The sequence below is a fragment of the Enterobacter sp. 04-C-12-SI-ECC genome, assembly GCF_047530715.1.
Taxonomy (GTDB): Bacteria; Pseudomonadota; Gammaproteobacteria; order Enterobacterales; family Enterobacteriaceae; genus Enterobacter; species Enterobacter bugandensis.
Genome location: NZ_JBLKDI010000005.1, coordinates 90,741 through 111,792, shown reverse-complemented (window position 1 = coordinate 111,792; position 21,052 = coordinate 90,741). Strand labels below are relative to the sequence as shown.

The window sequence follows — 21,052 nt, the reverse complement described above, 5'->3', positions numbered from 1 at the left end:
CGTCACTGGAGTTGTGCTTTTAACATATTTGCCTCTAACCCCAGGAATCCGCACATGCGTATCGAAGAAGATCTGAAGTTAGGTTTCAAAGACGTTCTTATCCGCCCTAAACGCTCTACACTGAAAAGTCGCTCAGACGTTGAACTCGAACGTCAATTCACCTTTAAGCATTCCGGTCAGACGTGGTCTGGCGTGCCAATCATTGCTGCCAACATGGATACAGTCGGTACCTTTGAGATGGCAACGGCGCTGGCTCAGTTCGATATTCTTACTGCAGTCCACAAGCACTACACTCCTGAAGAGTGGAATGCGTTTGTTGCGTCCGCCTCTGCTGACGTGGTGAAGCACGTGATGGTTTCCACCGGTACTTCCGACGCCGATTTCGAGAAAACCAAACAGATCCTGAATGCCAACCCGGCGCTTAGCTTCGTTTGTATTGATGTGGCGAACGGTTACTCCGAGCACTTCGTGCAGTTCGTCAGCAAGGCGCGCGAAGCCTGGCCGACCAAAACTATCATTGCGGGCAACGTGGTGACCGGTGAAATGTGTGAAGAGCTGATCCTTTCCGGTGCCGACATTGTGAAAGTGGCCATTGGCCCGGGGTCCGTATGCACCACGCGCGTGAAAACCGGTGTGGGTTATCCGCAGCTTTCCGCGGTCATTGAATGTGCCGACGCGGCGCACGGCCTGGGCGGCCAGATCATCAGCGACGGCGGTTGCACCATGCCGGGCGATGTCGCAAAGGCCTTTGGCGGCGGCGCGGACTTCGTGATGCTCGGCGGTATGCTGGCAGGCCACGAAGAGAGCGGCGGCACCGTGGTGGAAGAGAACGGCGAGAAATTCATGCTGTTTTACGGTATGAGCTCTGAATCCGCGATGACCCGCCACGTCGGTGGCGTGGCTAAATACCGTGCGGCAGAAGGCAAAACCGTGAAGCTGCCTCTGCGCGGCCCGGTTGAAAACACCGCGCGCGACATCCTGGGCGGCCTGCGCTCAGCCTGTACCTACGTGGGTGCATCCCGCCTGAAAGAGCTGACGAAACGCACAACGTTTATTCGCGTTCAGGAGCAGGAAAACCGCGTTTTCAATAGCCTGTAATGGCTTTCGCTGGCGCATGCTTGTGCGCCAGCGCTACTGCACTACCCCGCGCTCATCGCATCTCCCAGATGGAAAATCGGCAGATACATTGCCACCACCAGCGTGCCGATGATAACCCCCGTAACAACCAGGAGCAGTGGCTCCAGAAGCGCCGCCAGGTTGTCTGCACGTTGAAAGGTCTGTTCCGTGTGATGGCGAGCAAGGTTTGCCAGCATGACGTCCAGCGAACCTGATATCTCGCCGGTTCGTAAAAGCTGAATACAGAGCGGGGTAAACATTGCCGCCTTCTGAAAGGACGACCAGACGGGGAGACCTTTTTCAATGTTCTCGCGTATGCTGCGGAGTATTCCCTGCCAGTACCGGCTTTCAACAGTCTCTTCTGCACTTTCAAGCCCCTGTAAGAATGCAATGCCCGCCTGCTGCGTGAGCGACAGCACGGTGAAGATCTGCCCCAGTTTTTGCCCTTTCGCCAGCGCGCCCATTACGGGAAAACTCAGCAGAATACGCTGCCAGCGAGGATGGTGTCGCAGAGGCCAGGCTGCAGTTACGGGAACAAGCAGCATCGCGAACAGCGCAAGGGCATATGACTGCATAAACGCGGCTATCCCCATAACAATTCGCGTCAGCGCCGGAAGCGGGGTATTAAAGGTTTTGTAGATCGCGGCAAATTCGGGCAAAACCAGGGTGACCATTGCCAGCACGACGAGCACGGCCAGCGTCAGGACGATCGCCGGGTAGCGCAGCGCTTTTTTCACCTTCGCGCTGAGCTGCTGCTGCGCTTTTTGCTGCTCTGCAAGCTCTCGGCAGCACGCTTCAAGCTTCCCCGTTAGCTCTCCGGTTTTCACCATTGAGATATGCAGTGGGCTAAAGACCGCTGGCCACCGTTTGAGCGCCTCAGAAAAAGGACAGCCTTCACTGAGTTCATCGGCAACATTTTGCAGTAGCCCCCGCCACGGTTCTACTGGATGTTGGTCTGCCAGCATTTGCAGACTATGCGCGAGCGTCAGCCCGGCCTGCAGGAGCGTTGCGAGCTGACGAAACATCTCGTAGCAGTGATGTGGACGCCAGCGGTGCCTTTGAGCGCATCGGGTCAGGGCCAGAGGATGGAGGTCGTTACGCATCAGCCTGGTGAAGGCTGCGTTGCGGTCGGTGGCCCAGAGTACCCCGTGTCGGGGGGCTCCTTCAGCGGAGATTGCTCGCCAGCGCCAGAGTTGATTAGCAGCCATCGGGCATACCCAGAACACGCACTAACTCTTCAAGCGTGGTCATCCCTTGTTCAACGGTCATGCAGCCGTGTTCAAACAGCGAGATGAGTCCAGCCTGTCGGGCGCTGGCTTCAATCACCTCGGTGCCTGCCCCGCTGGCAATAGCCTGGCGCAGGGGGTTATCGATCTCAAGTACTTCAAAAATGGCCACGCGCCCGTAAAAACCGTGATAACAACGATCGCAGCCTGCAGGCTGCCAGCGAGGAAGTTGCCGCGGCCAAACCGAGCGCGGCAGGTCCGTATGCTCCCCTGTTTTCTGTCGGCAGTACGGGCAAAGGCGCCGAACCAGCCGCTGGGCAATTACCATCGAGAGCGCGGAAGAGATCATCCAGCGCGCCACGCCCATCTGCTCCAGACGAATGAGGGTTTCCGTCGTCGAGTTGGTGTGCAGCGTCGACAATACCAGATGCCCGGTCTGCGCGGCTTTAATGGCAATTTCTGCCGTTTCACCATCGCGAATTTCCCCTACCATAATGATGTCCGGATCCTGACGGAGCAGCGCTCTCAGTACGCTCTGGAATGTTAAGCCCGCGCGGGGGTTAACCTGCGTCTGATTTAACCCCGCAAGCGGGATCTCGATGGGATCCTCCACGCTGCAGATGTTGACGTCAGGGGTGTTACGCGCCTGCAGCGCGCTATAGAGCGTTACGGTTTTGCCGCTGCCCGTCGGGCCGGTGACCAGAATTAGCCCCTGAGGCTGGTGGAGTACCTCATTAAAACAGGCCAGCTGTTTAGCGCTCATGCCAAGCGCGTTCGGCTCCAGCGCCTGCTGAACCTGATGTAGCAAACGCAGCACAATTTTCTCACCGCCGTTGCAGGGAAGCGTGGCGATACGAAACGAGACCGGCTCGTTTGTCAGCTCAATCGTAAACTGACCGTCCTGAGGTAAGCGCCGTTCCGCAATATCCAGATTACCCAGCACTTTTAACCGGGCGCTGAGCATCGTCGCCAGCGCGGCGGAAAGGGGAGGCTGCGGATAAAGTACCCCGTCGATACGTAAGCGGATCTGGCACGCGTGCTCCATTGGTTCGATATGGATGTCAGACGCGCGCTGGTTTACTGCCTGCTGCAGCGTCTGGTTGAGGATATCCACCGCAGAGTGGGGTTGCGAAACGACGGGCAGATGCGATTGCGCGGTTAACTGCCGGTGCTTTTCCATGCGTTCAGCGCTCCAGCATTCGATATCAATCCGCTTCTGGGTCGCGAAGCGCAGGGCCTCCATCAGTTCAGGCGCGGGGGTTCCCACGACGGCGATGCTAATCATGTCGCTGTCACTGGTGAGCAGCAGGGCATGGTGGCGAAGACAAAGCGCCACGAGTTGATCGGTGTTCATTATCCGCTCCTTAGTTAGTGTCGAAGCGGAAGACGTCTTCGCAGGCCTGCTTAAGCGCGCTGTCAGCACTGATATTGCAGTCACGCGTCCAGCCCGTCATACCGTTGCCGTTGCTCCACTGCGGCGTCATGGTTACCGTCAGCCCGTTCAGGCTCTCCTGGCCTGTTAAGGTCACGATCCCTTTTGCCACGCTCATTCCTGAAACGTAACGCGTCGTTGCAGGAGAGGGAATACCGTTACTGCCGGCATCGCAGCTCTCCACGCCGCCGCGATCGAGCGCGCAAAGCTCAATGGCAGTGCGATAGGGAACGAAAGTTTGCAGCATATCGGTGAGGGCTGCTTTACGCAGGTAGTTCTGATAGGCGGGAACGCCGATGGCGCTCAGAATCGCAATAATGCCAATGACCACCATCAGCTCAATGAGTGTGAATCCTTGTTGTCTGTCCATATCTGCTCCTTATGCAAAGTGGCGCTACTTTGTCAGCGGGACAGGGCAGAAACGAGGGGCAAAAAAGATAACGAGAAAGGAGCTTCAGAGAATTCATTCCGTGTTGCAGAGAAGGACAATGGATTTGCGAGCGAGGCTGAAATTCCCCTCTCCGGGCAGAGAGGGGAGCGTGCGTTATTTGAAGCGCATTGAGAGATCGAGGGCGCGAACGTGCTTGGTCAGCGCGCCAACGGAGATGTAATCCACGCCGGTTTCGGCGAACTCACGGATCGTCTCGAAAGTGACGTTTCCGGACACTTCAAGCTGGGCCCGGCCGTTGGTCAGTTTCACCGCCTCGCGCATCTGCTCCGTCTCGAAGTTATCGAGCATGATGATATCGGCCCCGGCCTTAATCGCCTGCTCCAGCTCTTCCAGGCTTTCAACTTCCACCTCAACCGGCACATCCGGATGCAGCCAGAAGGCCTTTTCCACCGCCTGACGCACGGAGCCAGAAGCAATAATGTGGTTCTCTTTAATCAGGAAAGCATCGGATAAGCCCAGACGATGGTTTGCGCCGCCGCCGCAGAGCACCGCGTACTCCAGCGCAGTGCGCAGGCCCGGCAGCGTTTTGCGGGTATCAAGCAGCTGGGTACGGGTGCCGGCCAGCAGGTCAACGTAGCGGCGCACTTCACTGGCGACGCCAGAGAGCGTTTGGACAAAATTGAGCGCGGTACGCTCGCCGGTCAGTAATACGCGGGAAGGACCGTCCAGCTCGAACAGCGGCTGATTGGCGGTCACTGCATCACCATCATCAACGTGCCATGTCACCTGTACATCGTCACCCGCCAGCTGAGTAAAGACCTCTTCAACCCAACGCTTGCCGCAGAAAACGCCCTCCTCACGGGTGATAATGACCGCGTGCGAGCGTGTCTCTTTTGGCAACAATTGTGCGGTAATATCTTTATCGGCGTTAACGTCACCCCCCAGGTCTTCTTTCAACGCATGGGCGACGCTTGCCGGAATATCCATATTAATACGTTCCAGAAGCGCTTCACGTCGGTGGTCGGGGTTGTAGCGGCGAGGCGGCATGATAAAACTCCAAATTGGTAACGAATCATAATATTGAAACATGCTACTCTGAACCGAGTCATTGCACCATACAGAAGGAGTTCCAGCATGTTGTTAGAAAACGGATGGCTGGTGGATGCGCGGCATGTGCCCTCGCCGCACCACGACTGCCGCCCGGAGGATGAAAAGCCCACACTGCTGGTGGTTCATAATATTAGCCTCCCGCCGGGTGAGTTTGGCGGCCCGTGGATCGATGCGTTATTTACGGGAACGATAGATCCCAATGCTCATCCCTTCTTCGCTGAGATTGCGCATCTGCGCGTGTCGGCTCACTGCCTGATTCGCCGTGATGGTGAGGTGGTTCAGTATGTTCCTTTTGATAAGCGCGCCTGGCATGCCGGGGTATCGATGTATCACGGGCGCGAACGGTGCAACGATTTCTCGATTGGGATCGAGCTGGAAGGTACGGACATTACCCCCTATACCGATGCCCAGTATCAGCAGCTGGTTGCTATTACCCGCACGCTTATCGCACTCTACCCGGCAATCGCCGACAATATAACCGGGCACAGCGATATCGCTCCGGCGAGAAAAACCGATCCCGGCCCGGCATTTGACTGGCCGCGGTTTCGCGCCATGCTTGCCGCGTCGTCAGAATAAGGAGATACCATGACGTTGTTTACCATGCTGCTGGTTATCATCGCTGAACGCCTGTTCAAGCTCGGCGAGCACTGGCAACTGGATCACCGGCTGGAGGTGTTATTCCGCCGCATCAAGCACTTTTCCATGCTGCGCACGCTGCTGATGATGGCGGGCGTCATGCTTATTACCTTCCTGCTGCTGCGCTCGCTGTACGGACTCTTTTTCAACGTGCCGCTGCTGGTGGTGTGGATCCTGCTCGGCGTGCTGTGCATTGGTGCGGGCAAGGTGCGTTTGCACTATCACGCCTACCTGAAAGCCGCCTCCCGTGACGATGCCCACGCGCGCGGCGCGATGGCGAGCGAGCTGACGATGATCCACGGCGTGCCGCCGGACTGCGACGAGCGCGAGTTCCTGCGCGAGCTGCAAAACGCGCTGCTGTGGATTAACTTCCGCTACTACCTGGCTCCGCTGTTCTGGTTTGTGGTGGGCGGCCCGTGGGGGCCGGTACTGCTGATGGGCTATGCGTTTCTGCGGGCCTGGCAGACCTGGCTTGCCCGTTATCTGACGCTGCATGAGCGTTTGCTGTCCGGCATTGATGCCATCCTGCACGTGCTCGACTGGCTACCGGTGCGTCTGGTGGGCGTGGTGTACGCCTTAATTGGGCACGGTGAAAAAGCGCTGCCCGCATGGTTCGCTTCTCTTGGGGACCGCCATACGTCCCAGTACCAGGTGTTGACGCGCCTGGCGCAGTTCTCGCTGGCGCGCGAACCGCATACCGACAAGATCGAAACGCCAAAGGCCGCCGTCTCCATGGCGAAGAAAACCTCGTTTGTGGTGGTGGTGATTGTGGCGCTGCTGACGATTTATGGCACGCTGGTGTAACCCAGCGCGCCGCAGAGGCTATAACGTATCCGCAGGCGGGATGCCGAAATCAGGCATCCCGTTTTCGTCCCAGCGGACAAGCTTCAGGCGGGTATGACGGTTCGGATCGTAAAGCGGATCGCCTTCAATTTCGGTGTAATTTCTTGCGTGATACACCAATACATCTTCCCCTTCCGGCGTTTGCGTAAAGCTGTTGTGGCCTGGCCCGTACTGGCGGTTCTCATAGCTGGTGACGAAAACCGGGCGAGGGGATTTGTGCCAGTTTGCCGGGTTTTGCGGATCGGCGTTCAGGTCTATCCACAGTAACCCCATGCAGTAGTTCTCATCGGTGGCGCTGGCGGAGTAGCTGATAAACAGCTTATCGCCGTGAACCAGCACCGCCGGACCTTCGTTGACCCAGAAACCACGGCATTCCCAGTCGTATTCTGGCTTGCTGAGCATCACCGGCTCACCTTTCAGCGTCCACGGGTTCTCCATTTCACACAGATAGAGGTTAGAGTTGCCGGAAATATCCGGGGCTTTTTGCGCCCACAGGTACCAGCGTTTGCCCTGATGAACAAAGGTGGTGGCGTCCAGGGCGAAGGTGTCGAACGGGGTGTTGATTTGCCCTTTCTCGATCCAGGTACCGCTGAGCGGATCGCGGTCCGCACACTCAATCGCAAACATGCGGTGCTGGAACATCCCGAGAGCGTCGAGCGCCTGGGTGTGCGTCGCGGCAAAATAGATGTACCACTTTCCGTCAATGTGGTGCAGTTCCGGTGCCCAAATCAGCTGGCTCATCGGGCCGGTCTCGGGTTTGCGCCAGACCACTACCTCTTCAGCACCGCGTAGTCCTTCCAGCGAGTCTGCGCGGCGGATCGCCAGCCTGTCGTACTGCGGCACGGAGGCAATAAAATAGTACTGTCCCTCATGGCGTAAAATGTACGGGTCGGCGCGTTGTTCGATAAACGGGTTTGGCCAGTTATGCATGCGGCTTTCCTTATTTAGTCTCAGCGGCTTTGAGTTCCTGATAGTCATTCAGCTCGCGGTAGTTGGTACGGCGCTTTTCCAGATCGGCCTGGATCTGCTTCATGGTTTCGCGGTCCACTTTCAGCAGACGTACCACCCCAGCGGTAATTAAGTATCCAATGCCCGGAATGACGGTAAAGAGCAGCACGATCCCGTTAATAGCGTCCGCGCTTTGCGCTTTTGCGCCCGCGTCATAACCGTACCAGGAGAGCAGGAAGCCGACCATCGCCCCGGCAATCGCCAGGCCCAGTTTCAGGAAGAAGATGTTACCCGAGAAGCTGATCCCGGTGATGCGCTTCCCGGTTTTCCATTCGCCGTAGTCGTCCACGTCAGCCATCAGCGACCAGTGCAGCGGAGACGGGATCTGGTGCAGGATGTTCAGCAGGAAGTAGAGCACCACGATGGTAACAGTGGCTTTCGGGTCGAAGAAATAGAAGGCGCAGGAGAATGCCGCCAGCACGATGTTGGTCCAGAAGAAGACCTTCAGCTTACACCAGCGGTCGGTCAGCACTTTTGCCAGCACGCTGCCAAGCATCATGCCGACAACGCCCAGGCTGATAAACAGCGTGGCGAAGTGGGTGCTCTGGCCCATCACCCAGGTGACGTAATACATGGTCGCCGCCATGCGGATAAAGCCCGGGCAGACGTTGCACAGCGTGAGCAGCAAAATGCGCACCCACTGGTCGTTTTTCCACACGTCTTTCAGGTCGTTTTTCAGCTCGTCGTTGGTTTGCACTGCTGGACGCACGCGCTCGCGCACGGTGGCGAAGCAGAACAGGAACATACAGGTACCAATCAGCGCCAGGACGGTCATCGCCATCTGGTAGCCTTTGGCTTTGTTATCCCCGCCAAACCAGTCGGCCATCGGCAGCAGCGTTAAGGAGAGCAGCAGCGTGGCGATGCCGACCAGCACGAAGCGATACGACTGGCAGGCCACGCGCTCTTTTGGATCGTTGGTGATCACCCCACCTAACGAGCAGTAAGGGATGTTGATGGCCGTATAGGTTAACGAGAGCAGGAAGTAGGTGACAAACGCATAGATAACTTTGCTGTTATAGCTCCACTCCGGGGTGGTGAACATCAGAATGCTGAACAGCGCGTAGGGGAACGCAATCCACAGCAGCCATGGACGAAACCGGCCATATTTACTGCGGGTACGGTCGGCAATCGCCCCCATAATCGGGTCCGTTACGGCGTCAATCACGCGGACGGACAGCAGCAGCACGCCGACCAGCGCAGGCGCCAGGCCAAAAATATCCGTATAGAAATAGTTAACAAACAGCATGATGGCGCCGAAGATGATGTTGCATCCCGCGTCGCCCATCCCATAGCCGATCTTTTCTTTTACTGACAGTTTGTTGTTATCCATCGACAGCTCTCCGGTTTACGGTATGGGGAGAATTATTCGCTGGCAAAGGAATATATGCGTTGCAGTATCAGGGCGGTGATATGGATAAATGTGCTGTTGGCGTGAAAATGTGAAGGAGGTAACAACGCGCGGCACCCGCAAAATCAGGTGCCGCGGCGAGAGGTTTAGTGCGCCTTCATGGCATTACGGCTTTTCTGGCTGAAGAGATAGCCAACGCCAAGGATCGCAATCCAGACCGGGATCAGGTAGACGGAAATCGCCATGCCCGGCGTGATCAGCATGATCACCAGCACGGCCGCCATAAACAGCAGGCAAATCCAGTTACCCAGCGGATAGAGCAGGGCAGGGAAGCGCGTGGTGACGCCCTGCTGATGTTTTGCGCGGCGGAACTTCATGTGCGCCAGGCTGATCATCGCCCAGTTGATAACCAGAGCAGAGACTACCAGCGCCATCAGCAGGCCAAACGCCGATTCCGGTGCCATGTAGTTAATCAGCACGCACAGCGCGGTCACGATGGCTGAAACAATGATGGTATTCACCGGCACGCCGCGTTTATCCACGTTGAGCAGCATCTTCGGCGCGTTGCCCTGCTGGGCCAGTCCGAACAGCATACGGCTGTTGCAGTATACGCAGCTGTTGTAAACGGAGAGCGCTGCGGTCAGCACCACGATGTTCAGGGCGTTGGCGACAAAGGTATCGCCCAGCTCGTGGAAGATGAGAACAAACGGGCTGGTGTCAGCGGTCACGCGCGTCCACGGCAGCAGGGAGAGCAGCACGGCTAGTGAGCCCACATAGAAGATCAGAATACGGTAGATAACCTGATTTGTGGCTTTCGGGATGCTCTGCTCCGGGTTGTCGGCTTCAGCGGCAGTGATCCCTACCAGCTCCAGACCGCCGAAGGAGAACATAATGATGGCCATCATCATCACCAGACCGGTCATGCCGTGAGGCAGGAAGCCGCCCTGTTCCCAGAGGTTACGCACGGTAGCCTGCGGGCCGCCGTTGCCGCTGAACAGCAGCCAGCCACCGAAAATGATCATCGCCACAACGGCAATGACTTTGATAATGGCAAACCAGAACTCCATCTCGCCGAACACTTTTACGTTGGTCAGGTTAATGGCGTTGATAATCACGAAGAAGGCTGCAGCAGACGCCCATGTGGGGATCTCCGGATACCAGAACTGAATGTACTTCCCGACGGCGGTCAGCTCGGCCATAGCAACCAGAACGTACAGCACCCAGTAGTTCCAGCCGGAGGCGAAGCCCGCAAAGCTGCCCCAGTATTTATAGGCAAAGTGGCTGAACGAGCCTGCGACCGGCTCTTCAACGACCATTTCGCCAAGCTGGCGCATGATCAGAAAAGCGATGAAACCCGCAATCGCGTAACCCAAAATAATACCCGGACCGGCTGACTGGATAACGGATGCGCTGCCCAGAAACAGGCCGGTACCAATCGCACCGCCCAGTGCGATGAGCTGTATATGGCGGTTTTTAAGTCCGCGCTTTAGCTGATCGCCGTGCTGTTGAGCTTCCATTTGAAACCTCGTGTGTGGTTGTTATGTTCACGCTGTGCGTGTGTAATTATGAAAGTCCATATTCTGTATTTATTTCTTTACGGTTAAACAAACCGAAAAAAGCGGAGATGACTTCCGTACGCGCCAGAATAGTGGTAAGCGCCTGCGAATGCACCTGCTTTATGAAGGGATGCTGACGACTTGAATAAAAAGAAAGCATTTGTAAATCGGCCCGCTTATTCTTCCTAACCCAACCTATAGAATAGAAATGCTTCTTAAGTGGGCGAATTTTCATTATTTGCCATGTTGAATCGCTTCAGATTGCAAAATCCCTCGTTTCATTATGGTTAAAACTCCCTCTTTGGGAGTAATCAACTCATTTGTGCAAAGTTACATTTCTGAAACGTTATTTCTGTAAGGTTGTTAAAATGTGCAGGGTTTACTGATTTCAATCAAAACCAATATGGACAGAAGGTGAATACTTTGTTACTTTAGCGATACGAACTAGAAATTGGTAAGACCAATTGACTCCGGGCAAAAAGGCGTAAGACAGGGAATATGGCCTACAGCAAAATTCGCCAACCAAAACTATCTGATGTGATTGAGCAGCAGCTGGAGTTTTTAATCCTCGAAGGGACTCTGCGCCCGGGTGAGAAACTTCCGCCAGAACGCGAGCTGGCAAAACAGTTCGACGTTTCACGTCCCTCTCTGCGTGAGGCGATTCAACGCCTCGAAGCAAAGGGCTTGCTGCTTCGTCGCCAGGGCGGCGGAACCTTTGTGCAAAACAGCCTGTGGCAGAGCTTCAGCGATCCGCTGGTAGAACTTCTCTCTGACCACCCAGAATCCCAGTTTGACCTGCTTGAGACCCGTCACGCGCTTGAAGGTATTGCGGCCTATTACGCCGCCCTTCGCAGCACTGATGAAGATCGCGTGCGTATCCGCGAACTGCATCAGGCCATTGAACGGGCACAGCAGTCCGGCGATTTAGACGCCGAGTCCAGCGCCGTTGTCCAGTATCAAATCGCCGTCACCGAAGCGGCACACAACGTGGTGCTCCTCCATCTGCTACGCTGCATGGAGCCGATGCTGGCCCAGAACGTTCGTCAGAATTTTGAATTGTTGTATGCCCGTCGGGAGATGCTCCCGCTGGTAAGCAACCATCGCACCCGAGTATTCGAGGCGATAATGGCCGGGGAGCCGGAGCAGGCGCGCGAAGCGTCGCACCGTCACCTGGCTTTCATTGAGGAAATCTTGCTGGACCGCAGCCGTGAACAATCGCGTCGCGAACGTTCATTACGCCGCATACAGCAACGAAAGGATTAAGCGCCAGGTACTTTTAGAGCGCGGCAACTAAACGCAGAACCTGTCTTATTGTGTTCTTGCCCAAGAGCACAATGGGACAGGTTCCAGACAAATCAACGTATTAGATAGATAAGGAATACCCCCATGTCAGAACGTCTCCAAAATGACGTGGATCCGATCGAAACTCGCGACTGGCTACAGGCGATCGAATCGGTCATCCGTGAAGAAGGTGTTGAGCGCGCTCAGTATCTGATTGATCAGCTGCTTTCTGAAGCCCGCAAAGGCGGCGTGAAGGTTGCTTCAGGTGCAGGGGCTAGCAACTACGTAAACACGATTGCCGTTGAAGACGAACCGGAATACCCGGGCAATCTGGATCTGGAACGTCGTATCCGTTCTGCAATCCGCTGGAACGCCATCATGACCGTTCTGCGCGCGTCCAAGAAAGACCTGGAGCTGGGTGGCCACATGGCGTCCTTCCAGTCTTCTGCGACCGTTTACGAAGTGTGCTTCAACCACTTCTTCCGTGCAGCGAACGAGAAAGACGGCGGCGATCTGGTGTACTTCCAGGGCCACATCTCTCCGGGCATCTATGCACGTGCATTCCTGGAAGGTCGTCTGACTGAAGAGCAGATGAACAACTTCCGTCAGGAAGTTCACGGTAAAGGTCTGTCTTCTTATCCGCACCCTAAACTGATGCCTGAATTCTGGCAGTTCCCGACCGTATCTATGGGTCTGGGCCCAATCGGTGCGATCTACCAGGCTAAATTCCTGAAGTATCTGGAACACCGTGGTCTGAAAGACACCTCTGAGCAGACCGTTTACGCCTTCCTGGGCGACGGTGAGATGGATGAGCCAGAATCTAAAGGTGCGATCACCATCGCAACCCGTGAGAAGCTGGACAACCTGTGCTTCATCATCAACTGTAACCTGCAGCGTCTGGATGGTCCGGTAACCGGTAACGGCAAGATCATCAACGAACTGGAAGGCATCTTCGCGGGTGCTGGCTGGAACGTGATCAAAGTCATGTGGGGTTCCCGTTGGGACGAACTGCTGCGTAAAGACACCAGCGGTAAACTGATCCAGCTGATGAACGAAACCGTTGACGGCGACTACCAGACCTTCAAATCCAAAGACGGTGCCTACGTGCGTGAGCACTTCTTCGGCAAATACCCAGAAACCGCAGCTCTGGTTGCAGACTGGACTGACGAGCAGATCTGGGCCCTGAACCGCGGTGGTCACGATCCGAAGAAAATTTACGCGGCACTGAAAAAAGCGCGTGAAACCAAAGGTAAAGCGACTGTAATCCTGGCCCACACCATCAAAGGTTACGGCATGGGTGATACCGCAGAAGGTAAAAACATCGCTCACCAGGTTAAGAAAATGAACATGGACGGCGTGCGCTATATCCGCGACCGTTTCAACGTTCCAGTGACCGATGAGCAGGTAGAAAACCTGTCTTACATCACCTTCCCGGAAGGCTCTGAAGAGCACAAGTACCTGCACGAACGTCGTCAGGCGCTGAAAGGCTACCTGCCAGCTCGTCAGCCTAACTTCACCGAGAAGCTGGAACTGCCGGCGCTGGAAGACTTCTCTCAGCTGCTGGAAGAGCAGAACAAAGAGATCTCTACCACTATCGCTTTCGTTCGTGCCCTGAACGTGATGCTGAAGAACAAGTCGATCAAAGATCGCCTGGTGCCAATCATCGCCGACGAAGCGCGTACTTTCGGTATGGAAGGTCTGTTCCGTCAGATCGGTATCTACAGCCCGAACGGCCAGCAGTACACCCCGCAGGACCGTGAGCAGGTTGCATACTACAAAGAAGACGAGAAAGGTCAGATTCTGCAGGAAGGTATCAACGAGCTGGGCGCAGGCGCATCCTGGCTGGCTGCTGCGACTTCATACAGCACCAACAACCTGCCGATGATCCCGTTCTACATCTACTACTCCATGTTCGGGTTCCAGCGTATCGGTGACCTGTGCTGGCAGGCAGGCGACCAGCAGGCTCGCGGCTTCCTGATCGGTGGTACTTCTGGTCGTACGACTCTGAACGGTGAAGGTCTGCAGCACGAAGATGGCCACAGCCACATTCAGTCTCTGACTATTCCTAACTGTATCTCTTACGATCCGTCCTACGCGTACGAAGTTGCTGTCATTATGCATGACGGTCTGCAGCGCATGTACGGTGAAGCGCAGGAGAACATTTACTACTACATCACCACCCTGAACGAAAACTACCACATGCCGGCAATGCCAGCAGGTGCCGAGGAAGGTATCCGTAAAGGTATCTACAAACTCGAAACCATTGAAGGTAGCAAAGGTAAAGTTCAGCTGCTGGGCTCCGGTTCTATCCTGCGTCACGTTCGTGAAGCAGCGCAGATCCTGGCGAAAGACTACGGCGTGGGTTCCGACGTGTACTCTGTGACTTCCTTCACCGAACTGGCGCGTGATGGCCAGGATTGTGAGCGCTGGAACATGCTGCACCCAATGGAAACCCCACGCGTTCCGTACATCGCTCAGGTGATGAACGACGCGCCAGCGGTGGCGTCCACTGACTATATGAAACTGTTCGCTGAGCAGGTTCGTACATACGTTCCAGCTGATGATTATCGCGTACTGGGTACTGACGGCTTCGGTCGTTCTGACAGCCGCGAAAACCTGCGTCACCACTTCGAAGTTGATGCTTCTTACGTGGTTGTAGCAGCACTGGGCGAACTGGCTAAACGTGGCGAAATCGATAAGAAAGTGGTTGCGGACGCAATTACCAAATTCAACATCGATGCAGAAAAAGTTAACCCGCGTCTGGCGTAAGAGGTAAAAGAATAATGGCTATCGAAATCAATGTACCGGACATCGGGGCTGATGAAGTTGAAATCACCGAGATCCTGGTCAAAGTGGGCGACAAAGTTGAAGCTGAACAGTCGCTGATCACCGTAGAAGGCGACAAAGCCTCTATGGAAGTCCCGTCTCCTCAGGCTGGCATCGTTAAGGAGATCAAAGTCTCCGTTGGCGATAAAACCGAGACTGGCAAACTGATCATGATTTTCGATTCCGCCGACGGTGCAGCAGCAGCTGCACCTGCGCAGGAAGAGAAGAAAGAAGCCGCTCCGGCCGCCGCTGCTCCAGCAGCTGCCGCAGCAGCGAAAGAAGTGAACGTGCCTGACATCGGCGGTGACGAAGTTGAAGTCACTGAAATCCTGGTGAAAGTGGGCGATACCGTTGCGGCCGAGCAGTCACTGATCACCGTAGAAGGTGACAAAGCCTCTATGGAAGTACCAGCGCCATTCGCCGGTACCGTAAAAGAGATCAAGATCAACACCGGCGATAAAGTGTCTACCGGGTCGCTTATCATGATCTTCGAAGTGGCGGGTGCTGCACCTGCTGCCGCGCCTGCACAGGCCGCTGCTCCGGCTCCGGCCGCTGCACCAGCTGCTGCTGGCGGTGCGAAAGACGTTAACGTACCGGACATCGGCGGTGACGAAGTTGAAGTCACCGAAGTGATGGTAAAAGTGGGCGACAAAGTTGCCGCTGAACAGTCACTGATCACCGTTGAAGGCGACAAGGCTTCCATGGAAGTGCCTGCGCCGTTCGCCGGTACCGTTAAAGAGATCAAAATCAGCACCGGCGACAAAGTGTCTACCGGCTCCCTGATCATGGTCTTCGAAGTGGAAGGCGCTGCGCCTGCCGCAGCTCCGGCTGCCGCGGCTGCTCCAGCACCGGCTGCTGCACCGGCTCAGGCTGCTAAACCAGCCGCTGCCCCTGCTGCAAAAGCAGAAAAATCAGAGTTCGCTGAAAACGACGCTTACGTCCACGCGACTCCGCTGATTCGTCGCCTGGCGCGCGAATTCGGTGTGAACCTGGCGAAAGTGAAAGGGACCGGCCGTAAGGGTCGTATCCTGCGCGAAGACGTTCAGGCCTACGTGAAAGACGCGGTGAAACGCGCCGAAGCTGCACCAGCTGCAGCCGCTGGCGGCGGTATCCCGGGCATGCTGCCATGGCCGAAAGTGGACTTCAGCAAGTTCGGCGAAATCGAAGAAGTGGAACTGGGCCGTATCCAGAAAATCTCTGGTGCGAACCTGAGCCGTAACTGGGTGATGATCCCGCACGTTACCCACTTCGATAAGACCGATATCACCGATCTGGAAGCGTTCCGTAAGCAGCAGAACGCCGAAGCCGAGAAGCGTAAGCTGGACGTGAAATTCACCCCTGTGGTCTTCATCATGAAGGCGGTTGCTGCGGCTCTGGAACAGATGCCACGCTTCAACAGCTCCCTGTCCGAAGACGGCCAGAAGCTGACGCTGAAGAAATACATCAACATCGGTGTTGCGGTTGATACGCCAAATGGTCTGGTTGTTCCGGTATTCAAAGACGTGAACAAGAAGAGCATTACCGAGCTGTCCCGTGAACTGACCACCATCTCCAAGAAAGCGCGTGATGGTAAGCTGACTGCCGGCGAAATGCAGGGCGGCTGCTTCACTATCTCCAGCATCGGCGGCCTGGGTACCACCCACTTCGCGCCGATTGTGAACGCGCCGGAAGTGGCTATCCTCGGTGTGTCCAAGTCCGCGATGGAGCCGGTGTGGAATGGCAAAGAGTTTGTGCCGCGTCTGATGATGCCAATCTCTCTGTCCTTCGACCACCGCGTGATCGACGGTGCTGATGGTGCGCGTTTCATCACCATCATCAACAACATGCTGAGCGACATTCGCCGCCTGGTGATGTAATCGAAAAGCCGGCCAGTCGGCCGGCTTTTTTCTGATAATCTCATGGTGTTTATGAGGTTATTGGTGAAAGCGACAATTCGTGAGCCGTTTGTTGTTTCAAAATTGTTAACAATTTTGTAAACTGCGGGCGGATAGAACGACCCGGTGGACGACGGGTATAAACTAAGAGGTCATGATGAGCACAGAAATCAAAACTCAGGTCGTAGTACTTGGGGCAGGCCCGGCAGGTTACTCCGCAGCATTTCGTGCAGCGGATTTAGGTCTGGAAACCGTCATCGTAGAACGTTACAGCACCCTCGGCGGTGTTTGTCTGAACGTCGGCTGTATCCCTTCTAAAGCGCTGCTGCACGTAGCGAAAGTTATCGAAGAAGCCAAAGCGCTGGCTGAACACGGTATCGTCTTCGGCGAGCCGAAAACCGATATCGACAAAATTCGTACCTGGAAAGAGAAAGTTATCACTCAGCTGACCGGCGGTCTGGCGGGTATGGCGAAAGGCCGTAAGGTCAAAGTGGTAAACGGTCTGGGTAAATTCACCGGTGCGAACACCCTGGAAGTGGAAGGCGAAAACGGCAAAACCGTTATCAACTTCGACAACGCGATCATCGCGGCAGGCTCTCGCCCAATCGAACTGCCATTCATTCCACATGAAGATCCACGCGTGTGGGATTCCACTGATGCCCTGGAGCTGAAAACCGTTCCTAAGCGTCTGCTGGTTATGGGCGGCGGTATCATCGGTCTGGAAATGGGTACCGTGTACCATGCGCTGGGTTCAGACATTGACGTGGTTGAAATGTTCGACCAGGTTATCCCGGCAGCTGACAAAGACATCGTTAAAGTCTTCACCAAGCGCATCAGCAAGAAATTCAACCTGATGCTGGAAACCAAAGTGACTGCCGTTGAAGCGAAAGAAGACGGTATTTACGTTTCCATGGAAGGCAAAAAAGCCCCATCCGAACCACAGCGTTACGACGCCGTGCTGGTGGCTATCGGTCGTGTACCGAACGGTAAAAACCTCGACGCGGGCAAAGCTGGCGTGGAAGTGGACGACCGTGGCTTCATCCGCGTTGACAAACAGCTGCGCACCAACGTGCCGCACATCTTTGCTATCGGCGACATCGTCGGTCAGCCAATGCTGGCGCACAAAGGCGTTCACGAAGGTCACGTTGCCGCTGAAGTTATCGCCGGCATGAAGCACTACTTCGATCCGAAAGTGATCCCATCTATCGCGTACACCGAGCCAGAAGTTGCATGGGTCGGTCTGACCGAGAAAGAAGCGAAAGAGAAAGGCATCAGCTACGAAACCGCCACCTTCCCGTGGGCTGCTTCTGGCCGTGCTATCGCTTCCGACTGCGCAGACGGTATGACCAAACTGATCTTCGACAAAGAGACTCACCGCGTAATCGGTGGTGCGATTGTCGGTACCAACGGCGGTGAGCTGCTGGGTGAAATCGGTCTGGCTATCGAAATGGGCTGTGACGCGGAAGACATCGCGCTGACCATCCACGCGCACCCGACGCTGCACGAGTCCGTGGGCCTGGCGGCTGAAGTGTTTGAAGGTAGCATTACTGACCTGCCAAACGCGAAAGCGAAGAAGAAATAAGTTTCTTCAGAAGAAAAAAGCGGCCTGAGGCCGCTTTTTTTATGCGCGGCGTTCAGGGTGCTACAGGCTGCCAGGTGTTATCAGGTGCGTATGAGGCCAGCGCCCGGGCCTTCTGCTCCGAATCGCTGCCGAGATCGGACTGGTACACCTTGTCGTCCTGGTTTATCACAAAGCTCATGACGCCTGTCTGACCATAGCTGACAGGCCACGCCACCATCGCGAAACCGTGATTATCTGGCAGGATGCGGAAGCGATAGCCATGGTAACCCGCGCCTGGCTCTTTAGGGCTAAATGCCGGACCAAGCGGGCTTGGCGCTTCACCAGGCGAAACGGGCCAGTACAGACCGTCCTTCTTCCCTTCAGAGCTGACAATCTTCTCCGCGTATTTCTGGTTCATCGCAAAATAGCTTTGCTGCGCATCCACGTAGGCATGCAGAGCTTCAATGGCGGCGAGTTCGTTGCGCCCAATTTCGCGGGTCAGGATCTCCTCGGCGCCTTCTTTGATGTCAAACTGCCAGCCGGAGGCGGTTTTGATCACCGGAATGGGAAGTTGCCAGCCGCTGTCTCCGACAACCAGATGCGCTTTATCGCCTTCGACAATGGTGTTATGACGGACTTTCCAGTCGCGCAGAAAGCGATCGACTGCGTCAGGATCAACGCCTTCAGGGGGCAGGAAGTCGCGCCAGTTCTCACCGAGCAGGTTGCTCATCGCGCTTTCGTTTTGCTCGCGGATGGCGCTTTCCAGCGCATTGGTAGCCTGTTCTGGTGAGCTGAAGGATTGCTGCGCCATGACGGTCGCCGAGACCATGAACAACACCATTCCACTGAGTAATTTACGTTTCATGTCGGCTCCCTTAGCGATGACGGAATTCACGGTGTTCAGCACGTTCAGCCGCTGCCGGGCGTAGCTGCTGCTGACGAGCGGCGAGGTGTCTGCTTTGCGCCCCACGCTGCTGCTGCGCCTGCCAGTTGGCGGAACGGCTGTCGTTGCCGCTCAGTGCATTGGCCCGGAGCTGACTGTTTCGCTGCTGGAAGGGACGTTGCTGAGAGGGCTGAGCCCGTTTCTCTTGTCTCTGCGCGGTGGTCTGGCGGTTTTCTCGCTGCTGCGTGGTGGCCCGCTTCGCCGTCTGCGGTTTGGTGTCATAGCCACGGTAGTTATTGCGCTGAGAAATCTGTTTCAGCTGTTCACTTGAGGCCTGTCGCTGCGCCGCTTTCGTGCCCGGGCGAGCAGTCTGTGGGAAGGTTTTACCTGTCGATTTCTCCATCTGGCTCAGCGCCGCCTGACGCTGGCTATCGCGATTAACCGGTTGCTGCGTTGCACTAAGACCCGTGGCCGTGTTGGTGGAGTGGAAACGCGTGTTGAGCTGGTTTGTCGGGTAGGGGACACCTTCCCGATAGGCCGGGTTGTGCTGCCAGGTACGGTTGGCGTCCGTCAGACGTTGTCCGCTGATTTTATTGAAGTTCTCAACGTTAATATTGATGTTGTTATCACCGTTGCGGTTGTAGCCGCCGTGATTATCCCAGTCACCGTCATGATGATGGTCCCAGTCATCGTCATCATCCCAGTCGATATTGCTGAAGATGGCATAAGTTGTGGCGACACCCAGGCTGAAACCTAAGCCGTTGACGAAGCTGTTGCCAAACTGCTCTCCGGGCGTGGGCGGGAGATAGGTCGGAGGATAGGCGGTGTTGGGCCAGGTACCGTAAACCGTATTCGGGTTATAGGTGGGGACGTAAACCACCTGCGGATCGGCAGATTCGATTTTGATCACCGTTGGGGCGGGGGCAGACGTCGTTGTTGTCGTTGACTCGGTGGTGCTGGTTTTTGCCGGTGCGGGTTTCGTCACCGTGGTGACCGTCTGCTGAGGCGTAGATTGCAAGGCGCCGGTCTTCTGCGCCAGCGCGCGCAACCGTTGTACCGAATCCATCACATCTTTCGGCTGCGCGAGAAACGCATCGCCCAGATTTTGTACCCACGGCGGATTCTCTCCCATCAGCGACATAAGCTGAGGAAACGCGACCAGGGATTTTACACTGGGATCCCAGGGCTGGCTGGCAACGGCCTGAATCGCGGCGTCCCCTTCCATTTTGGGGTTGTCTTTGGACCACTGCGCCGCTTGAATCACGTTGGCCGGGTAGGTCGAGGCCATCAGGATCTGTGACAGCAGAGCATCCGGGTAGAGCGCGATGGGGGCAACCCACTGATCGATTTGCGCGGCAGTGTAGGTTGGCGCGACGACAGGGGCGGGTTGTGCTACTGCCGGCGTAGCCGGCTGTTGCGCGACGGGGGCTGGCGCAACGGGTTCCGTTGCACGACTTTTGACAAACATGACGCCTGAGGCGACAAACAGCCCGGCACTGCACAGAAGGACAAGCAGATGTGGCTTAAAGGGCAACTTCATAAAATGACTCCAACGAGACAGGCGCTGTGCCGTGAGGCGTTACGGTTGGCGTGAGTATTATTCACCCGTCTTTTACTGTTTTGACTTTTATTGGGAAGCGTCCGGTACGTCCGGATAAAGAGTGTGAGTATTTATTACACAATTATATGCGATGCGGGAAAAGGCGCCGGGAATTCAGAAGGCCGCTCTTGCGAGCGGCCAGCAGCTAGTTGCCGAGGTTGACGACAAACAGCACCGTGATGTCGGATATGTTCCAGCCACCGTGCAGTGCGGTAAGCAGTAAACCAATTGCAACGATCAGCGCAGTGATTCGCATCTCCATTGCGTGCGTTCCTGTACAGGAGACGCGGGTTCCTTCTTCACCGGAAAAGGCAGAACCTGGCAAATGAGTACATTGCCGCGTAGGTTACGGAACTGCTTC

The 21,052-nt window shown here is 55.9% G+C and carries 17 protein-coding genes; 7 read left to right on the top strand and 10 right to left on the bottom strand.

Going from position 1 to position 21,052, the window contains the following annotated elements:
• Positions 1-54 precede the first annotated feature (54 nt).
• On the top strand, positions 55-1,098 hold the full coding sequence (locus tag ACMWL8_RS10180; RefSeq protein WP_414751582.1) for a GMP reductase: 1,044 nt from the start codon (positions 55-57) through the stop codon (positions 1,096-1,098).
• A gap of 41 nt (positions 1,099-1,139) precedes the next feature.
• Here the strand turns inward: ACMWL8_RS10180 and hofC are convergent, their stop codons facing one another.
• The 4 genes from hofC to nadC all read right to left on the bottom strand — a co-directional run bounded on the left by hofC (position 1,140) and on the right by nadC (position 5,212).
• A complete protein-coding gene (gene hofC, locus ACMWL8_RS10175; RefSeq protein WP_045259462.1) occupies positions 1,140-2,324 on the bottom strand; it encodes a protein transport protein HofC in 1,185 nt (394 codons plus the stop codon).
• On the bottom strand, positions 2,314-3,696 hold the full coding sequence (gene gspE / locus ACMWL8_RS10170) for a type II secretion system protein GspE (RefSeq protein ID WP_045259463.1): 1,383 nt from the start codon (positions 3,694-3,696) through the stop codon (positions 2,314-2,316). The genes hofC and gspE overlap by 11 nt, the downstream gene beginning before the upstream one ends.
• Before the next feature lie 10 nt (positions 3,697-3,706).
• A complete protein-coding gene (ppdD, locus tag ACMWL8_RS10165) occupies positions 3,707-4,144 on the bottom strand; it encodes a prepilin peptidase-dependent pilin (RefSeq protein WP_045259464.1) in 438 nt (145 codons plus the stop codon).
• Positions 4,145-4,318: 174 nt separating this feature from the next.
• A complete protein-coding gene (nadC, locus tag ACMWL8_RS10160; RefSeq protein ID WP_414751581.1) occupies positions 4,319-5,212 on the bottom strand; it encodes a carboxylating nicotinate-nucleotide diphosphorylase in 894 nt (297 codons plus the stop codon).
• Between the two features lie 87 nt (positions 5,213-5,299).
• Here nadC and ampD point away from each other — a divergent pair, with 87 nt between their 5' ends.
• Both ampD and ampE read left to right on the top strand, forming a co-directional pair.
• Entirely contained in the window at positions 5,300-5,851 is a 552-nt protein-coding gene (gene ampD / locus ACMWL8_RS10155) for a 1,6-anhydro-N-acetylmuramyl-L-alanine amidase AmpD (protein WP_246893665.1), read from the top strand.
• Between the two features lie 9 nt (positions 5,852-5,860).
• A complete protein-coding gene (gene ampE, locus ACMWL8_RS10150) occupies positions 5,861-6,715 on the top strand; it encodes a beta-lactamase regulator AmpE (RefSeq protein ID WP_045259467.1) in 855 nt (284 codons plus the stop codon).
• Positions 6,716-6,733: 18 nt separating this feature from the next.
• On the opposite strand, the gene ACMWL8_RS10145 is transcribed toward ampE, so the two are convergent.
• The 4 genes from ACMWL8_RS10145 to ACMWL8_RS10130 all read right to left on the bottom strand — a co-directional run bounded on the left by ACMWL8_RS10145 (position 6,734) and on the right by ACMWL8_RS10130 (position 10,901).
• A complete protein-coding gene (locus tag ACMWL8_RS10145) occupies positions 6,734-7,684 on the bottom strand; it encodes a family 43 glycosylhydrolase (protein WP_045259468.1) in 951 nt (316 codons plus the stop codon).
• Between the two features lie 10 nt (positions 7,685-7,694).
• On the bottom strand, positions 7,695-9,092 hold the full coding sequence (locus tag ACMWL8_RS10140) for a glycoside-pentoside-hexuronide (GPH):cation symporter (protein WP_045259469.1): 1,398 nt from the start codon (positions 9,090-9,092) through the stop codon (positions 7,695-7,697).
• Between the two features lie 164 nt (positions 9,093-9,256).
• Complete coding sequence (aroP, locus tag ACMWL8_RS10135; RefSeq protein ID WP_045259470.1) at positions 9,257-10,627, bottom strand: aromatic amino acid transporter AroP; 1,371 nt, start codon at positions 10,625-10,627, stop codon at positions 9,257-9,259.
• A 46-nt stretch (positions 10,628-10,673) separates the two neighbouring features.
• Positions 10,674-10,901 (bottom strand): hypothetical protein, encoded by a 228-nt coding sequence (locus ACMWL8_RS10130; protein WP_071993741.1) that lies wholly within the window; start codon positions 10,899-10,901, stop codon positions 10,674-10,676.
• Positions 10,902-11,164: 263 nt separating this feature from the next.
• Here ACMWL8_RS10130 and pdhR point away from each other — a divergent pair, with 263 nt between their 5' ends.
• The 4 genes from pdhR to lpdA all read left to right on the top strand — a co-directional run bounded on the left by pdhR (position 11,165) and on the right by lpdA (position 18,229).
• On the top strand, positions 11,165-11,929 hold the full coding sequence (gene pdhR, locus ACMWL8_RS10125; protein WP_006173806.1) for a pyruvate dehydrogenase complex transcriptional repressor PdhR: 765 nt from the start codon (positions 11,165-11,167) through the stop codon (positions 11,927-11,929).
• A 123-nt stretch (positions 11,930-12,052) separates the two neighbouring features.
• A complete protein-coding gene (gene aceE, locus ACMWL8_RS10120; RefSeq protein WP_028015529.1) occupies positions 12,053-14,716 on the top strand; it encodes a pyruvate dehydrogenase (acetyl-transferring), homodimeric type in 2,664 nt (887 codons plus the stop codon).
• Positions 14,717-14,730: 14 nt separating this feature from the next.
• Positions 14,731-16,629 carry a pyruvate dehydrogenase complex dihydrolipoyllysine-residue acetyltransferase gene (aceF, locus tag ACMWL8_RS10115; protein WP_045259471.1) on the top strand — a complete coding sequence of 633 codons (1,899 nt, stop codon included), beginning with the start codon at positions 14,731-14,733 and terminating at the stop codon, positions 16,627-16,629.
• A gap of 175 nt (positions 16,630-16,804) precedes the next feature.
• Complete coding sequence (gene lpdA, locus ACMWL8_RS10110) at positions 16,805-18,229, top strand: dihydrolipoyl dehydrogenase (RefSeq protein ID WP_023332094.1); 1,425 nt, start codon at positions 16,805-16,807, stop codon at positions 18,227-18,229.
• 52 nt (positions 18,230-18,281) lie between these two features.
• On the opposite strand, the gene ACMWL8_RS10105 is transcribed toward lpdA, so the two are convergent.
• The gene (locus ACMWL8_RS10105) at positions 18,282-19,073 is read right to left on the bottom strand and encodes a DUF2950 family protein (RefSeq protein ID WP_028015531.1); all 792 of its coding nucleotides are present in this window, start codon (positions 19,071-19,073) and stop codon (positions 18,282-18,284) included.
• 10 nt (positions 19,074-19,083) lie between these two features.
• A complete protein-coding gene (locus ACMWL8_RS10100; protein WP_045259472.1) occupies positions 19,084-20,631 on the bottom strand; it encodes a DUF3300 domain-containing protein in 1,548 nt (515 codons plus the stop codon).
• Positions 20,632-21,052: the final 421 nt, after the last annotated feature.

Excerpts from the sequence above, each read along its gene's own strand:
- ACMWL8_RS10180 (WP_414751582.1), top strand. The coding sequence starts at position 55 with ATGCGTATCGAAGAAGATCTGAAGTTAGGTTTCAAAGACGTTCTTATC.
- hofC (WP_045259462.1), bottom strand. The coding sequence starts at position 2,324 with ATGGCTGCTAATCAACTCTGGCGCTGGCGAGCAATCTCCGCTGAAGGA.
- gspE (WP_045259463.1), bottom strand. The coding sequence starts at position 3,696 with ATGAACACCGATCAACTCGTGGCGCTTTGTCTTCGCCACCATGCCCTG.
- ppdD (WP_045259464.1), bottom strand. The coding sequence starts at position 4,144 with ATGGACAGACAACAAGGATTCACACTCATTGAGCTGATGGTGGTCATT.
- nadC (WP_414751581.1), bottom strand. The coding sequence starts at position 5,212 with ATGCCGCCTCGCCGCTACAACCCCGACCACCGACGTGAAGCGCTTCTG.
- ampD (WP_246893665.1), top strand. The coding sequence starts at position 5,300 with ATGTTGTTAGAAAACGGATGGCTGGTGGATGCGCGGCATGTGCCCTCG.
- ampE (WP_045259467.1), top strand. The coding sequence starts at position 5,861 with ATGACGTTGTTTACCATGCTGCTGGTTATCATCGCTGAACGCCTGTTC.
- ACMWL8_RS10145 (WP_045259468.1), bottom strand. The coding sequence starts at position 7,684 with ATGCATAACTGGCCAAACCCGTTTATCGAACAACGCGCCGACCCGTAC.
- ACMWL8_RS10140 (WP_045259469.1), bottom strand. The coding sequence starts at position 9,092 with ATGGATAACAACAAACTGTCAGTAAAAGAAAAGATCGGCTATGGGATG.
- aroP (WP_045259470.1), bottom strand. The coding sequence starts at position 10,627 with ATGGAAGCTCAACAGCACGGCGATCAGCTAAAGCGCGGACTTAAAAAC.
- ACMWL8_RS10130 (WP_071993741.1), bottom strand. The coding sequence starts at position 10,901 with ATGAAAATTCGCCCACTTAAGAAGCATTTCTATTCTATAGGTTGGGTT.
- pdhR (WP_006173806.1), top strand. The coding sequence starts at position 11,165 with ATGGCCTACAGCAAAATTCGCCAACCAAAACTATCTGATGTGATTGAG.
- aceE (WP_028015529.1), top strand. The coding sequence starts at position 12,053 with ATGTCAGAACGTCTCCAAAATGACGTGGATCCGATCGAAACTCGCGAC.
- aceF (WP_045259471.1), top strand. The coding sequence starts at position 14,731 with ATGGCTATCGAAATCAATGTACCGGACATCGGGGCTGATGAAGTTGAA.
- lpdA (WP_023332094.1), top strand. The coding sequence starts at position 16,805 with ATGAGCACAGAAATCAAAACTCAGGTCGTAGTACTTGGGGCAGGCCCG.
- ACMWL8_RS10105 (WP_028015531.1), bottom strand. The coding sequence starts at position 19,073 with ATGAAACGTAAATTACTCAGTGGAATGGTGTTGTTCATGGTCTCGGCG.
- ACMWL8_RS10100 (WP_045259472.1), bottom strand. The coding sequence starts at position 20,631 with ATGAAGTTGCCCTTTAAGCCACATCTGCTTGTCCTTCTGTGCAGTGCC.